The sequence below is a fragment of the Acetobacterium bakii genome, assembly GCF_001263355.1.
Lineage (GTDB): Bacteria > Bacillota > Clostridia > Eubacteriales > Eubacteriaceae > Acetobacterium > Acetobacterium bakii.
Genome location: NZ_LGYO01000010.1, coordinates 26,643 through 40,989, shown reverse-complemented (window position 1 = coordinate 40,989; position 14,347 = coordinate 26,643). Strand labels below are relative to the sequence as shown.

At 41.6% G+C, this 14,347-nt stretch carries 15 protein-coding genes and 1 pseudogene; 11 read left to right on the top strand and 5 right to left on the bottom strand.

The window, feature by feature from the left end; all coding sequences use genetic code 11:
* From AKG39_RS20435 to AKG39_RS05110, 3 genes and pseudogenes are all read left to right on the top strand, one after another.
* Nucleotides 1-136, top strand: a pseudogene (locus tag AKG39_RS20435) (cobalamin-binding protein); the annotation flags it as partial.
* A gap of 197 nt (nt 137-333) precedes the next feature.
* Nucleotides 334-1,311, top strand: a complete 978-nt coding sequence (locus AKG39_RS05115; RefSeq protein WP_050739292.1) for a uroporphyrinogen decarboxylase family protein — start codon at nt 334-336, stop codon at nt 1,309-1,311.
* A 129-nt stretch (nt 1,312-1,440) separates the two neighbouring features.
* Nucleotides 1,441-1,980 (top strand): DUF2284 domain-containing protein, encoded by a 540-nt coding sequence (locus AKG39_RS05110; RefSeq protein WP_083439421.1) that lies wholly within the window; start codon nt 1,441-1,443, stop codon nt 1,978-1,980.
* Between the two features lie 134 nt (nt 1,981-2,114).
* On the opposite strand, the gene AKG39_RS05105 is transcribed toward AKG39_RS05110, so the two are convergent.
* Nucleotides 2,115-2,777, bottom strand: coding sequence for a TetR/AcrR family transcriptional regulator (locus AKG39_RS05105; protein WP_050739290.1), 663 nt, complete (start codon nt 2,775-2,777; stop codon nt 2,115-2,117).
* A gap of 212 nt (nt 2,778-2,989) precedes the next feature.
* Here AKG39_RS05105 and AKG39_RS05100 point away from each other — a divergent pair, with 212 nt between their 5' ends.
* Nucleotides 2,990-3,466, top strand: coding sequence for a DUF6530 family protein (locus AKG39_RS05100; RefSeq protein ID WP_050739289.1), 477 nt, complete (start codon nt 2,990-2,992; stop codon nt 3,464-3,466).
* Nucleotides 3,467-3,814 (top strand): GIY-YIG nuclease family protein, encoded by a 348-nt coding sequence (locus AKG39_RS05095; RefSeq protein WP_050739288.1) that lies wholly within the window; start codon nt 3,467-3,469, stop codon nt 3,812-3,814. It begins immediately after the preceding gene.
* 52 nt (nt 3,815-3,866) lie between these two features.
* On the opposite strand, the gene argH is transcribed toward AKG39_RS05095, so the two are convergent.
* Nucleotides 3,867-5,246, bottom strand: a complete 1,380-nt coding sequence (gene argH, locus AKG39_RS05090) for an argininosuccinate lyase (RefSeq protein ID WP_050739287.1) — start codon at nt 5,244-5,246, stop codon at nt 3,867-3,869.
* A 6-nt stretch (nt 5,247-5,252) separates the two neighbouring features.
* On the bottom strand, nt 5,253-6,470 hold the full coding sequence (locus AKG39_RS05085; protein WP_050739286.1) for an argininosuccinate synthase: 1,218 nt from the start codon (nt 6,468-6,470) through the stop codon (nt 5,253-5,255).
* 290 nt (nt 6,471-6,760) lie between these two features.
* On the opposite strand from AKG39_RS05085, the gene argC reads away from it, so the two are divergent.
* The 5 genes from argC to AKG39_RS19975 all read left to right on the top strand — a co-directional run bounded on the left by argC (nt 6,761) and on the right by AKG39_RS19975 (nt 11,362).
* Nucleotides 6,761-7,804, top strand: a complete 1,044-nt coding sequence (argC, locus tag AKG39_RS05080) for an N-acetyl-gamma-glutamyl-phosphate reductase (protein ID WP_050739285.1) — start codon at nt 6,761-6,763, stop codon at nt 7,802-7,804.
* Between the two features lie 14 nt (nt 7,805-7,818).
* Nucleotides 7,819-9,039 (top strand): bifunctional ornithine acetyltransferase/N-acetylglutamate synthase, encoded by a 1,221-nt coding sequence (gene argJ / locus AKG39_RS05075; protein ID WP_050739284.1) that lies wholly within the window; start codon nt 7,819-7,821, stop codon nt 9,037-9,039.
* A gap of 91 nt (nt 9,040-9,130) precedes the next feature.
* On the top strand, nt 9,131-10,000 hold the full coding sequence (gene argB, locus AKG39_RS05070; RefSeq protein WP_050739283.1) for an acetylglutamate kinase: 870 nt from the start codon (nt 9,131-9,133) through the stop codon (nt 9,998-10,000).
* Nucleotides 10,001-10,011: 11 nt separating this feature from the next.
* Nucleotides 10,012-11,184 (top strand): acetylornithine transaminase, encoded by a 1,173-nt coding sequence (locus AKG39_RS05065; protein WP_083439420.1) that lies wholly within the window; start codon nt 10,012-10,014, stop codon nt 11,182-11,184.
* A 25-nt stretch (nt 11,185-11,209) separates the two neighbouring features.
* The gene (locus tag AKG39_RS19975; protein WP_160316146.1) at nt 11,210-11,362 is read left to right on the top strand and encodes a hypothetical protein; all 153 of its coding nucleotides are present in this window, start codon (nt 11,210-11,212) and stop codon (nt 11,360-11,362) included.
* 16 nt (nt 11,363-11,378) lie between these two features.
* Here the strand turns inward: AKG39_RS19975 and AKG39_RS05060 are convergent, their stop codons facing one another.
* Complete coding sequence (locus AKG39_RS05060; RefSeq protein WP_050739282.1) at nt 11,379-12,863, bottom strand: sensor histidine kinase; 1,485 nt, start codon at nt 12,861-12,863, stop codon at nt 11,379-11,381.
* Complete coding sequence (locus AKG39_RS05055; RefSeq protein ID WP_050739281.1) at nt 12,850-13,527, bottom strand: response regulator transcription factor; 678 nt, start codon at nt 13,525-13,527, stop codon at nt 12,850-12,852. The genes AKG39_RS05060 and AKG39_RS05055 overlap by 14 nt, the downstream gene beginning before the upstream one ends.
* Nucleotides 13,528-13,677: 150 nt before the next feature.
* Here AKG39_RS05055 and AKG39_RS05050 point away from each other — a divergent pair, with 150 nt between their 5' ends.
* On the top strand, nt 13,678-14,346 hold the full coding sequence (locus tag AKG39_RS05050) for a response regulator transcription factor (RefSeq protein ID WP_050739280.1): 669 nt from the start codon (nt 13,678-13,680) through the stop codon (nt 14,344-14,346).
* Nucleotide 14,347: the final 1 nt, after the last annotated feature.

The following is a 14,347-nucleotide window of genomic DNA, read 5'->3' as shown; positions in this document are numbered from 1 at the left end:
TGGCTTAACCGGATTCAAAGTTATTGTCGGCGGAGCACCGGTAACCCCGGAATATGCCACCGAAATCGGCGCCGACGGATTTGCTCCCGATGCCGGAACCGCCGCAGTCAAAGCCAAAGAACTGGCAACCGCATAATTCAGCTGCCACACAGGAAAACGACGACTTTCGTTGTCTGTTGATATCGAACAATTTTTTACTAGGTCGGACAACATTTTCTCGTATTGTCCGCCTAAGACGTTACAAAATCTTTTTAAAGCAGGCGGATCGGTATAAAGGCCGATTATTAATGACTGTTACAATAAAAACTAAATATAAATCAAGGAGGAACAATTATGTTAACGAAAAGACAAAATTTAATGGAAACTATTAAAGGTGGAAATCCTGACCGGTTTGTGAAACAATATGAATATATGGATCTGATTATGGAAGCTCCGATAGGGGCAATGTGTGGACCCGGTCAGACAATCAAGAATGGCTGGGGTATTACCTTTACATGGCCAGAAGGTCAATTGGGCGGTTTTCCTATCCATGATGATGCACACAAGGTATTAAAAGACATTACCAAGTGGAGAGAGCAGGTTATAGCACCGGCTGTTGAAACTTCGGACGAAGCCTGGGCGGCAGCGGTTGCCCACGCCAATGCGGTTGATCGCACTGAACAATTTGCAACGGCTTTTGTTGCCCCCGGTATCTTTGAAATGACCCATCACCTGATGAGCATGGAAGATGCTTTAATGGCTCTGTATGAAGAACCTGAAGACATGCATGACCTTATTGATTACCTGGTTGACTATGAGCTGGCCTATGCCAAAGAAATGATTAGTCGTCTGCATCCAGATTGTATTTTCCATCATGATGACTGGGGCAGTCAACGTTCGTCTTTCGTTTCGCCGGCAATGTTTGACGAATTCTTTGTGCCTGCCTATAAGAAAATTTACGGTTACTATAAAGAAAACGGCGTTGAACTGATTGTTCACCACAGCGATTCCTATGCGGCTAATCTTGTGCCTGCGATGATTGAAATGGGTATTGATATTTGGCAGGGCGTTATGACCACCAATAATGTTCCTGAACTCATCGAAAAATACGGCAAACAAATCTCATTCATGGGCGATATTGACAGTGGCGTCGTTGATTTTGCCGGCTGGACACCAGAAATCATTCAACATTACACAGAACTCGCCTGTAAGGAATGTGGTAAACTATACTTTATTCCGGGTGCAAGCCATGGCCTGAATTTTGGATGTTACCCTGGTGTATATGAATCAAATGACGAAGCAATTGATAAAATGACCAAGGAAATGTTTTAAAAATATTTTTTTTTCGAGTTAAATAATTTATAGCGCTATTCTAGCTGGAACAAAATAAAGTTCAGGCATGGATAGCGCTATTTATGGTATAATTTGCTAAATATAATAAGAAAGCGCAGGAAAAGAATGATGATTGAAATAAAAGATATGCTGGACTTGGCATACGAAAATGGCTTTACAAAAGCGGTGGAGCTTGATGTGACCTCGCTTCATTTATATCCGGATGTGCGAGAAATGTGTGCGGCTAACAAATGTAAGATATATGATACAAATTGGGCATGTCCGCCTGGGTGTGGAACCCTGGCGGAATGTGAAGAAAAAACAAAGAAATACAAGCGTGGTATCATCGTTCAGACAACAGGCAAGTTAGAAGACAGTTTTGATTTTGAAGGTATGGAAGATATAAAAGAGAAACAAAATATATGTTTGAATCAATTCATTCATAAGCTGCACGATATGAAAATTAACATGCTGCCTCTTGGAGATGGCTGTTGTTCCCTTTGTGAGAAGTGCACTTACCCGGAAAAGGAATGTCGTTTTCCGGATCAGGCAATGTCATCGATGGAAGCTTTCGGTATTTTAGTAAGCGATTTGTGTAAATTAAATAATATACCATATTACTATGGGCCCAATACATTGACTTATGTTGGTTGTGTGTTATTCGATTAGTATGCTTTAATTGTATGTGTTGCTGTTCGATTTTAACAAATCGAACAGCAGACCTAAAACGCCGCTGGAATTTTTATTCCAGCGGCGTTTTAGGTTATGATATTATTTTAATTATTATGATTTAAATACAAAAACTATAAAATACAAAAATTTTTCTCCATGTGTATTTTAATTTTCTTTTCTATTTTAAAGGAGTCTTCAATAACCGCTGCAATAATATCTTGATCAAGTCCCATGTTAGTAAGTAAAAGGTGAATGCTGGCGTTCACAAAATCAATCGAGGAACAATCGATAAGCCCTGCATCATAAGCTAAGTTAGCACCCTGGGTGGCACCCATATTGGCATAAGTTATGAATGCAATCTCAAAGTCACTATAGTGGAGGTCACAGCTTTTAGCTAAATTGTCATAAAAATTTGTCATGACACTATGTTCCTTATAGATGACATTTTCGGCCAGTAAATCATAATAAAAGCGACTAAAATTTTTGTTCATTCGGATGTTCTGATGATGGATTCGCATTTCAACAGCTGTCTGTAATAAAAGAGTGGTTTCAATATTTGCCGCATCTAATTTTTGGCGCACCAAATTTTTATAGGCATTCATAATTTCATCGTAAATCATGATCCCCAAACCGCCTTTTGATCCAAAATAATAGTTGATGAGTCCCACATTTGCGCCGGATTCCTTGGCGATTTTCAGGCAGGTGGTATTTGTATAGCCGTATTCATAAAATAAACTCTTGGCAGATTCATATATTTTTTCTTTTGTCTCAATTCCAACCTTGTATTTTCCCATTTTTTCAACTTTCTATGCTTTATTTTATAATTAGGTTTAAATTTAATTGTATTATAGGGAATTTTCTTATAAATCTTATCATATTTTAAAATTAAAAACAAGCGAAAGCCATTGTAAAACACATCACTTGACATGATTTATTGTCTATGCTAATATTAAGTTTATAAATTAGTAAATTACTAATTTATAAACTTAATATTAAGGAGAGAAAAATGAAAATTCCAACAACATTGAAGCATAAACCGGTGATTGTATCCGAAGATTATGACGAAATAGATGGACGAGATATTAATTCCGATGCAAAAGGTTTATCCATTGGCCTGGCCCAGTGGAATGATCGCGGAAAAGTTGATGTTTCGGCAAAGATCTGGCGCTATACCGGGGAAAAATGGTCAAGACAATCCGAGGAAATGCCGTTGCATCGGGTTATTGATCTAGCTATTTTTGTTTGCCGAACCAAGCAGTATTTTAGAGAAGCTTATCGCTATGAAAAGCTTTATGATGAAAATGAGCCTCAAATCGACCGCATTGCATTACAGGGTGGGGCCATGAGTGTATCAGTATGTATGGATAATCCTTTATTGGACGAGGATATAAAATTAGTCCAACAGGCATTGGCTGAAGATGATGAATTGATGGGGGAACGGTTATCCCGATTGGCCGGCATTCTAAGAGAGATGGGTTATTAAATGAAAATGGAGCGAACAAAAAAAGAGATCATCACTGAGTATAAAGAACGCAAAATTTTGGGTGGTATTTTTGTTATTCGAAACATTGACTCTGGAAAAATACTTGTGGATTCCACCACAAATTTACAAGGGGCACAAAATCTTTTTGCGTTTTCAAAGAAAACCGGATCCTGTGGGATGATAAAACTCCAAAAAGACTGGACTATTACTGGAAAAGATCGCTTTGTTTTTGAAGTCTTAGAGGAACTGGAAAAAGGTGAAACCCAGACATTGAAAGAATATAAGGATGATATTGAAGTGTTGAAGTTGATGTGGAAGGAAAAATTGGCAAATGCCACTTTTTATTAAAAATGTCTCAAGCATTAAATTGCTTGAGACGTTTTTAAATGCATTCAAAATCTTAGCATTGATTTAACCATTCCCGATTAAAGGCAATGGCTTTTTTTACTTGTTCTTCAGCGGGACCACCGATGATATTGCGTTGATTTACACAAACATTCAAGTCGATGGCCTGGTAAATGGTATCATCAAAAACAGGAGAGACGCTATGGTATTCTGCCAGTGTTAATTCGTCCAGACTTTTCTGATGGTCCAGGGCATAGAAAACCAGTTTCCCGATGATTTCATGGGCATTTCTAAAAGCAACCCCATGCTTCACCAGCCAGTCAGCGGCATCGGTGGCGTTTGAAAAACCGCCGGCGGCCGCTTTCACCATAACCGCTTTATTGACGGTCATGGTTTTGACCATTTTGGTAAAAGTAATGGCGCAGATGCTGATGGTATCGTAGGCATCAAATACCGGTTCTTTATCTTCCTGCATGTCTTTGTTGTAGGCTAGCGGAATGCCTTTCATGGTGGTGAGAAAGCCCAGAAGATCTCCGTAAACCCGGCCTGTTTTGCCACGAACCAGTTCGGCGATGTCGGGGTTTTTCTTTTGGGGCATAATACTGCTGCCGGTACTGAAGGCATCATCCAGGGTGACAAAGTTAAATTCACTGGTGCACCATAAAATGATTTCTTCGGAAAAACGGCTGAGGTGCATCATGAATACCGCCGCAGCTTCCAGAAAATCGATACAGAAATCACGGTCGGAAACGCCGTCCAGGCTGTTGAGAGAGACGGCGGCAAAACCGAGTTCCAAAGCAACAGATTCCCGATCCAGGGGATAGGTGGTGGTGGCCAGTGCACCTGAACCCAGGGGCAGGGTATCGGACATCGCATAAACCTGTTGCATGCGGATCATATCACGCTTGAACATTTCCACATAGGCCATGAGATGATGACTAAAGGTAATCGGTTGAGCCCGCTGGAGGTGGGTGTAGCCCGGCATAATGGTTTTGGTGTGTTCATCAGCCAAATCCAGCAGCGTGGTTATCAGCTCACTCATGAGTCCCTTTATATCTTGGGAAATATCCTTGACGTAAAGGCGCATATCGGTGGCAACTTGATCGTTTCGGCTGCGTCCGGTATGAAGTTTTTTTCCGACCTCGCCAATGCGTTCGGTGAGGATGGCTTCGACATTCATGTGAATATCTTCCATGGCGACGGAAAACTCGACCTTACCGGCTTCAATATCTTCTAAAATATCCAGCAGTGTGCTTATAATCAATTCAGACTCTTTTGGATCAATGATGTTCTGTTTGCCCAACATCCGGGCATGGGCGATACTGCCCAGAACATCCTGTTTGTAAAGGCGTTGATCAAAAGAAATAGACGAGTTAAAATCATCGGTTAAAAGGTCGGTTTTCTTGGAAAACCGACCTCCCCACATTTTTTTCATCAGTATTTATTCTCCTTTTTCTTCTCGGCTTAAACGCATCAGGGCACGAACCTTCAGTGGCAAACCAAAGAGATGAATGAAACCTTCAGCATCCTTATGATCATAAAGATCACCGGTGGTGAAGCTGGCAATTTCGGCATTGTATAAGGAGTAAGGTGAAGCGACCCCGGTCAGAATAATGTTTCCTTTGTAGAGTTTCACTTGGACGGTTCCGGTTACGGTTTTTTGAGTTTCATTCACAAAAGCAGTCAATGCTTCGCGAAGGGGGGTATACCATTCACCATTATAAGCAAGTTCGGCAAATTTAACGGCAGCCTGTTGCTTAAAGCCAAAGGTTTGGCGATCCAGACACATGTGTTCCAGTTCTTCATGGGCCTTATAAAGGATGGAACCGCCGGGGGTTTCGTAAATCCCACGGGATTTCATACCAACGATACGGTTTTCAATGAGATCAACCACGCCAATGCCATGTCGTCCGCCGATGATATTAAGCTCGCTGAGTAATTCCCGGCCACTCATGGCAATGCCATTAAGCTTGGTGGGAATACCTTCGATAAACTCCAGGTCGACGATTTCAAATTCATCAGGCGTGTCTTCAATGGGGGTGGTCATTTGCAGTAATTTTTTATACTGCGGTTCCAGGGAGGGATCTTCCAATTCAAGGCCTTCATGGCTCATGTGCAAGATGTTTTTATCCCGGCTGTAGCTGTTGCTGACGGTCATTGGCACTTTAATATCGTGGAGGATACAATAATCCATGGCATCTTCTCGGGATTTAATATCCCAGATTCGCCAGGGAGCGATAATTTTTAGTTGCGGGGCAAGGGCTCCGATGGTCAATTCAAAACGGACTTGATCATTTCCTTTACCGGTGGCACCGTGACAAATCGCATCAGCGCCTTCCAGTTCTGCATATTTTACCAGAACCTTGGCAATTAACGGACGTGCTAGGGAAGTTCCCAGTAAATATTTTTTTTCATAAACCGCATCAGCTTTTAGGGCTGGCCAGACAAAGTCTTCAACGAATTCATCGGTGACATCTTCAATGATCAGTTTGCTGGCTCCTGAGGACAGGGCTCTTTCTTCCAGGCCTTCCAGTTCAGTGCCCTGTCCGACGTCCACACAAACGGCAATAACATCATAATCGTAGGTGTTTTTTAACCATGGTATAATAGTGGTGGTATCTAATCCACCGGAATAGGCAAGAATTACTTTTTTTCTCAATGTTGTATCCTCCTGAAAGTTAATATATAACTATAATTTTATTTTAATTTCATGAATGATTATACAATCAAATGAACGCTAATGCAAGTAAAAAAAGAATAAAATTTAAATATACTTATAATTATTCATAAATAATGCTTGAATATTCATCGAAGTTCCGATATAATGCTGGAATAAATAAATTTTCCAAAATTGTAAATTTTAAAAACACACAGACACCATTCAATTAATTTGATAGAATAGACACAACGAAATTGTTTCTATATAAGTAACGTTAGGGAGGTAAAAAAATGATAAAAGCATCTGTAATAGGTGGAACCGGTTATGCCGGTCAGGAATTGATCCGAATATTGATGAGACATCCTGATGTTGAGATTGTGACAGTGGGGTCCCGAAGCTTTGCCGGTCAGAAGCTGAGTGATATTTATGGGAATTACACGGGACTGACTGATATTCGCTGTGAAGCGGCCGATATCAACATCCTGGCGGAAACGTCGGATGTGGTCTTTCTTGCGCTTCCTCATGGCATTGCCTCAAAGCTGATTACTGAGGATATATTGAAAAAAACGAAAATTGTTGACCTGGGTGCAGACTTTAGGCTAAAGGATGTTTCCGTCTATGAGGATTGGTACAAAACCGAGCATTTTAATAAATCCTTATTAAAGGAAGCTGTTTATGGTTTATGCGAATTACATCGCAATGACATAAAAAAGGCCCGCTTGATTTCGAACCCGGGATGTTATACAACCTGCAGTATTCTGAGCCTGGCACCTCTGATTAAGAATAATCTGATTGACGAAAACAGTATTATTATTGATGCGAAATCAGGGGTTACCGGAGCCGGTCGGGGAACGGTGTTAGACGTTATGTATTCCGAATGCAATGAAACCGTTAAAGCATATAAAATCGGCGAGCACCGCCACACCCCGGAAATCGAACAGGAACTGCATTTATTCAATGGCGGCGATTTTAAACTGTTATTTACGCCCCATCTTGTGCCCATGAACCGAGGCATCCTGGCTTTATGCTATGCCAACCTAAAAAAAGATATCAGCGTGGCAGCGCTTCAGGATTTATACCGGGACTTTTACAAGGATGAATACTTTGTTCGTCTTTTAGCCGGAGAAAAATTGCCAGAAACCCGTTGGGTCAAGGGCACAAATTTTTGTGATATCGGATTAAAGGTCGACCCTCGCACCAATCGGGTGATTGTTGTCGGCGCCATTGACAACCTCATCAAAGGGGCGGCGGGACAGGCTGTTCAAAATATGAATATATTATTTGATTTAAATGAAAAAACAGGAATTGACTTTATTGCCGACTTCCCAATCTAAGCAGGAGCGTAGACATGAAAATAATTGAAGCGGGTGGTGTGACAACCCCTAAAGGTTTTAAAGCAGGTGGAATACACTGCGGAATTAAAAAGCAGGCTCTTGATCTTGGCATAATTTATTCTGAGGTGATGGCAACCGCGGCGGTAATGACCACCACCAATCTGGTAAAAGCAGCGCCGATTCTCTGGTGTATGGAGGTAATGAAAAACCCGAATGTCCAGGCGGTTATTGTCAATAGCGGCAATGCTAATGCCTGTACCGGAGAACAGGGACGGTCGGTTGTGCTGTCAACGGCAAAAAAACTGGGAACAACCCTTAACATTGGACCTGAGACTATTTTAATCGCATCCACCGGGGTGATCGGGCTGCCGCTGCCGGTTGAAAAGATTCTATCCGGAATTGATGAATTGGTGCCTCTATTGGGGTCTTCCTCTGAGGAGGGATTATTGGCGGCCCAGGCAATTCTGACAACCGACACAATGGCTAAAACCATTGGCGTAGAAATTACAATTAACGGTGTATCCGTAAAAATTGGGGGAATGGCAAAGGGCTCAGGGATGATTCATCCAAACATGGCAACCATGCTTTCATTTGTAACAACCGATGCGGCCATTGATGCTGATGTTCTTCAAAAGCTGTTAAGAGAAACCACCATCGATAGTTATAATATGATTTCAGTGGATGGTGACACCAGCACCAATGATATGGTAACCGTTTTGGCCAATGGCATGGCGGGCAATGAAAAACTTACCGAAAACAGCCCTGATTTTGAAGTTTTCAGGGAAGCCTTTGTTTATGTTCATAAATGGCTGGCCAAGAAAATAATCCGGGATGGCGAAGGTGCCACAAAATTTTTGGAAGTGAATGTCCGAGGGGCAAAAACCAAGGATGATGCCCGGGTATTAGCGAAATCCGTGACCACTTCCAGTCTGGTCAAAACAGCTATTTTTGGTGAAGATGCCAATTGGGGACGGGTTCTGTGTGCTCTTGGTTATGCGGGTGCGCCCTTTGATCCCAATAAGGTTTCGCTGGTGTTTTCAAGCCAGGCGGGGATGATCACGTTACTTAATGATGGCGTTCCCATTGCCTTTGACGAGGACGAAGCCAAAAAAGTATTGTCGGAAACGGATATTACCATTATCGTGGAATTACAAGAGGGCGATGAAAAAGCCGTGGCCTGGGGTTGTGATCTGTCCTATGAGTATGTTAAGATTAACGGCGACTATCGAAGCTAAAAATCGAGGTAGCTGCCCGTTGCAGTTCCTGATAAAGGCTAAGAGCAAGGCTTGTTTTAGAATAAGCAAATAACAAAGAAAGTAGACTTAAATGGAAAAATATATTGAAAAGGCAAATATTCTCATTGAAGCATTGCCCTATATTCAACAGTTTAAAAAGAAAACCATGGTCATTAAATATGGCGGCAGTTTCATGTATGACGAGAATATTAAACAATCGGTAATGGATGATATTGCCCTCATGCGTCTGGTGGGGATTCGCCTGATTATCGTTCATGGCGGCGGTAAGGATATTTCTGGACTTTTAAATGATCTTGACATTCAAACCGAGTTTGTGGAAGGTTTGCGGGTCACCAATGAAAAGGTGGTTGAAATTGCAGAAATGGTTTTATCAGGAAAGATTAACAAAGAAATCGTTCAGCTGCTCCAAAATCGGGAAATTACCGCAGTGGGTCTTTCGGGCAAAGATGCGGGGATGATTAAGGTTAAAAAGAAATTTGTTAATAATCTGGACATCGGCTTTGTGGGTGACATCATTCGGGTCGACAGCCGCATTTTAACAACGTTGCTAAAGGAAGATTACCTGCCGGTAATCGCCCCCATCGGAACGGACAAAACCGGACAAAGTTATAATATCAATGCGGATCATGTGGCCTATGCCATTGCCAAGGCGGTGAAGGCTGAAAAACTGATTTATTTAACCGATACTGATGGAGTTTACATGGATCCTGATAATCCGGATTCCATCATTCGACGTCTTTTCGCTGAAAATGTTCAGAAACTGATTGAAGAGGGAATCATCTCCGGAGGGATGATTCCCAAGGTTGAAAACAGTGTGGATGCCCTCAACCAAGGCGTGAATTCAGTGCATATTCTGGATGGGAAGGTCGAACACTCGTTGCTGCTTGAACTATTTACTGCGGCCGGGGTAGGGACCATGATTCGACGATCAATTTTATAGGAGGCAGGAAAGTGAATTTAATAACACGCGGAAATAATGTAATTATGGAAACATACAAGCGTTTTCCCTTGGTCTTTGAAAAGGGTCAGGGGTGTGTGCTGACAGATACGGACGGAAAAGAATATTTGGATTTTGTGGCCGGGATTGCCGTGGATGTATTGGGTCATGCTCATCCGGGTCTGCTGGAGGCGATGAAAAATCAAATGGAAAAACTGGTTCATATTTCCAATTTATATTGGTCTGAACCGGGAATTGAATTGGCAGAAATACTTACCAGGGAAAGTGGCCTGGATAAGGTTTTCTTTTGCAATAGTGGGGCAGAAGCCTGTGAGGCCGCATTAAAACTGTGTCGTGTCTATGCAAAATTAAGAAAAAGCAAGGATGCAGTGGAAATCATAGCCATGGACAATTCTTTCCACGGCCGAACCTATGCGGCCATCACGGCCACCGGACAAAAGAAGTACCAGCAAAATCTGGAGCCGCTAATGCCAGAAATATATCATGTGCCCTTTAATGATATCGAAGCACTTAAAGCAAAGATCAGTCCCAAAACCTGTGGGATCATTTTAGAACCCATCCAGGGTGAAGGCGGCATTTTTCCGGCGTCGATTGACTATTTAAAAGAAGTCAGGAAAATTTGTGATGAAGAGAATATTGTCCTTATTTTTGATGAGGTTCAATCGGGCATGGGCCGTTCCGGAAAATTATTTGCTTACCAGCAATTTGGTATTGTTCCGGATATTGTGACCATGGCAAAGGGTTTAGGCGGTGGTGTTCCCATCGGTGGTATTATTGCAAAAAACCATGTGGCCGAGGTCTTTACTCCCGGCACCCATGCGTCAACATTTGGCGGAAATCCATTTGTTTGTGCCACCGCAAAATATGTTTTAGAAACCCTGACCGCTCCGGGATTCTTTAATTCGGTCGAGAAAAAAGGCGCCTATTTACAATCAAAATTGGAAGCATTAAAGAAAGATCACCCCTCAATTATCGAGGTTCGAGGCATGGGTCTGATGATTGGGGTTGAAGTATCAACCGATACCGGTGCGATTGTTGCCAAGGCCATGGAAAAAGGTCTGCTGCTCATCGGCGCCGGCAGCAGTGCCATTCGTTTTGTACCACCGCTGATTGTCAGCAAAGAAGAAATTGACCAGGCAGTGCAGATTTTTTCAGAGTGTTTATAGAACGCATTAACAGCAATTCAGAGCTTTGGGACTGCAGAAGAATAAAGTAAGTCCCGGGGACAATCGTAACATCAGTTGTCGGCATCATGGCGAACAGGCGACAGCCTGTCCGATCATGCAGCCGACAACGATTTACCATTGTCCCCGGGACGGTTTACCAGCAAACCCAGAGCTTTAAACAGCTCTTTTTTTAATCAGTGTTTTTTAAGGAAAATTGATACCGTGGTGCCTTCATCAAGCTGGCTTTCGATGACCAGCCGGCCGTGGTGGATCGCAATGATGCTGTCGATGATCGATAGGCCCAAACCGGACCCGCCGGTTTCCCGGGAACGGTCACGGCTGATCCGGTAAAAACGTTCCTTGATTTTTTCCAACTCGTCGGATGGTATGCCAACTCCGGTATCACGGATAAAAACAACATTGGTATTCTGGCCGCCGGCCTTACAGCCCAGGGAAATGGTTCCGCCATTGGGGGTGTATTTTTTGCTGTTGTCAATCAGACCGCGAATGGCCTGGACCAACAGACTTTCGTTGCCCCGGACAAAGGCTTGGTTGCAGGATTCCATATGGTAGTCATGGTCGGGATCAATCATGGAAGATTCGAAATATATTTTTTCTAAAATAATGGAAACATCCAACAACTCAAAATCTTCATTAAAATAATTGTTTTCAATGCGGGTAATCAGCAATAAGTCTTCAACCATTTTTTTCATGCCCTGAACTTCTTCACTGATGGCTTCAATCGATTCATCCATGAGCTGAGGATCATCTTTTCCCCAATCTCTGAGTATCTGGTTATAACCCTGGATCACGGTCAGGGGAATACGAAGTTCGTGAGAGGCATCGGAAACAAAACGCTTTTGGTTTTCAAAAGCAGATTCGAGTTTTTGAATCATTTGATTCAGTGAAATAATCAGTTGATCCAGTTCATCTTTGTTGCCGGTTTCTTCAAGCCGTAGATTAAGGTTGTTCTCGGTTATGTTTTTCGCCGTTTCAGAAATTTCGATTAAAGGTTTCAGGGAGCTCTTTGTTCCGTAAATACCAATAATAATAATGGCGATCAGACTTAAAATACTGATGGCGATCATCAATACATAGAGGGTTGTCATAAAAACATAACTGTCATTGAGATTTTTCACAATTTGAATATAAATGATGTTGCCATCATCCAGAGTATAATACGAGCCCAGGTAATAGTATTCAATCTGGTTATAACGAAAATCATCAACGGCGATCATTTGATCGTTGGTGTCATCAGCATCATAGCTAAACTTAAAAAAGTCGATGTCATATTTGTCCAGGTTATCCGGCACAAGAATATCATTAAGGAGTACTGCAGATTGATAGATATTACCGCTATTATCAGAAAGGCGGAAAGCAATCAGCGAATTGTCCTTGGTATAAGGATAAAGTTTCTCGGAAATTACTTTGAGGCGTTCATCATTTGGCAAACTTAATAGAAGGGACTTGTTTTCTTCAATGGTATTTCCCACATAATTTTGAAAGCGAACCATGGTGGCTTCATTTTCATTAAAAATAAGCTGGCGGGAAAAAAAGAAAACCATTAAAAAAGAAAGGGCCAGGACGAGCGTCAGGGCAAGAATAAAAAACATTACAATGCGGTGATAAAGCTTTAAGGGCTTTTTCCGGCCGGGAATATTCAGCTTATCGAACCACATAACCCCGACCCCTTACTGTTTGAATCCGTTTTTCAGAATACTCCCGATCAATTTTATCCCGCAGATATTTAATATAAACATCCACAATATTTTCACCGCCGTCATAATCAAAACCCCAGACATTATCTAAAATCTGTTCTCTGGATTGAACCAATTCGTGGTTCAGGACCAGATAGTATAGAAGGTCAAATTCTGTTCGTGACAGATCGATGGGCTGTTCCCCACGTTTGACAGAGAAGGTATCCATGTTTATTTCAATATCCTTAAAGCTGATCATGCTTTTTTGAGACGTCATCGGGGTGCTTTTTCGAATGTTTGCCTTAATCCGGGCGAGGAGTTCATCAAAATTAAAGGGTTTTGTGACATAATCGTCAGCTCCCAGTTCAAAACCGGCTACCACAGCGCTGGTGTCATCCCTGGCGGAAAGAAATATAACCGGTATCATTTGATCCTTGGATTTAATATGTTTTAATACTTCAAAGCCAGATATTTCAGGAAGCATTATGTCAAGCAGGATTAAGTCAAAATGGGGATTATTATTGTATTGCTCAATGGCTTCTCTTCCGGTAAAAGCTTTTGTTGTTTTAAAGCCTTCATGGTTTAATTGAAGCTCGATTATCCGGGAAATCTTGCGATCATCTTCTACGATGAGTATTTCTTTCATGTTTATCCTCCTAATTTCATAAAATAATATCATAGTTTAAGACTTTTATATAGCTTTAAGATTTTGAATTTCATATAGCTTTAAGATTTGGGAATTATAATTATCCTGTTAAGATATGATCAAAATTTGAAACGTAGAAGGAGTCGACTTATGCGCATATTATTCGTGGAAGACGAAAAAAAAATAACTGATGCACTCCAGGAACTTTGCAAGATACAAAACATCGATTGTGATATTGCAAATGATGGAGAAGAAGGCTTGTTGTTTGCACTTAATCCCATTTACGATGTCATCGTTTTAGACATTATGCTTCCCATTAAAAGCGGCATAGAAATTCTTCAGCAAATACGGGAACAGGGAATCAATACCCCAGTAATGATGCTGACTGCCAAAGGGACCATTGACGATAAAGTGAAGGGTTTGGATTTAGGAGCAGATGATTATTTGATTAAGCCATTTTCGGCTAAGGAACTTTTTGCCAGAATTCGTGCTTTGGGACGTCGTCCTGACCATGGCATTAAGGGTGAGACCATTGTGTTTGAGGATGTTAACTTTAATACCAAAAAGAATATCCTGCAAACCGCAGAGAAAGAGTTTAAACTTTCGGTAAAAGAAGCGAAAATCCTGGAAATGCTTTTAAAACGGCCAAATCAGGTATTTACTCGGGAGCAGATTTTAGATCGGGTGTGGGGCTTTGATAAGGAAGTCAATGAGAACAATATTGAGATATATGTTCATAATCTGCGTAAAAAAATCATTGACACCCAAGTAAAAATTGATACAATTCGAGGCGTTGGCTATACCCTTGGAAAAAAATAGG

What these genes read in the sequence shown, in the direction of transcription:
- AKG39_RS05115 (WP_050739292.1), top strand. Translation starts at nt 334, where the DNA reads ATGTTAACGAAAAGACAAAATTTAATGGAAACTATTAAAGGTGGAAAT.
- AKG39_RS05110 (WP_083439421.1), top strand. Translation starts at nt 1,441, where the DNA reads ATGATTGAAATAAAAGATATGCTGGACTTGGCATACGAAAATGGCTTT.
- AKG39_RS05105 (WP_050739290.1), bottom strand. Translation starts at nt 2,777, where the DNA reads ATGGGAAAATACAAGGTTGGAATTGAGACAAAAGAAAAAATATATGAA.
- AKG39_RS05100 (WP_050739289.1), top strand. Translation starts at nt 2,990, where the DNA reads ATGAAAATTCCAACAACATTGAAGCATAAACCGGTGATTGTATCCGAA.
- AKG39_RS05095 (WP_050739288.1), top strand. Translation starts at nt 3,467, where the DNA reads ATGAAAATGGAGCGAACAAAAAAAGAGATCATCACTGAGTATAAAGAA.
- argH (WP_050739287.1), bottom strand. Translation starts at nt 5,246, where the DNA reads ATGAAAAAAATGTGGGGAGGTCGGTTTTCCAAGAAAACCGACCTTTTA.
- argC (WP_050739285.1), top strand. Translation starts at nt 6,761, where the DNA reads ATGATAAAAGCATCTGTAATAGGTGGAACCGGTTATGCCGGTCAGGAA.
- argJ (WP_050739284.1), top strand. Translation starts at nt 7,819, where the DNA reads ATGAAAATAATTGAAGCGGGTGGTGTGACAACCCCTAAAGGTTTTAAA.
- argB (WP_050739283.1), top strand. Translation starts at nt 9,131, where the DNA reads ATGGAAAAATATATTGAAAAGGCAAATATTCTCATTGAAGCATTGCCC.
- AKG39_RS05060 (WP_050739282.1), bottom strand. Translation starts at nt 12,863, where the DNA reads ATGTGGTTCGATAAGCTGAATATTCCCGGCCGGAAAAAGCCCTTAAAG.
- AKG39_RS05055 (WP_050739281.1), bottom strand. Translation starts at nt 13,527, where the DNA reads ATGAAAGAAATACTCATCGTAGAAGATGATCGCAAGATTTCCCGGATA.
- AKG39_RS05050 (WP_050739280.1), top strand. Translation starts at nt 13,678, where the DNA reads ATGCGCATATTATTCGTGGAAGACGAAAAAAAAATAACTGATGCACTC.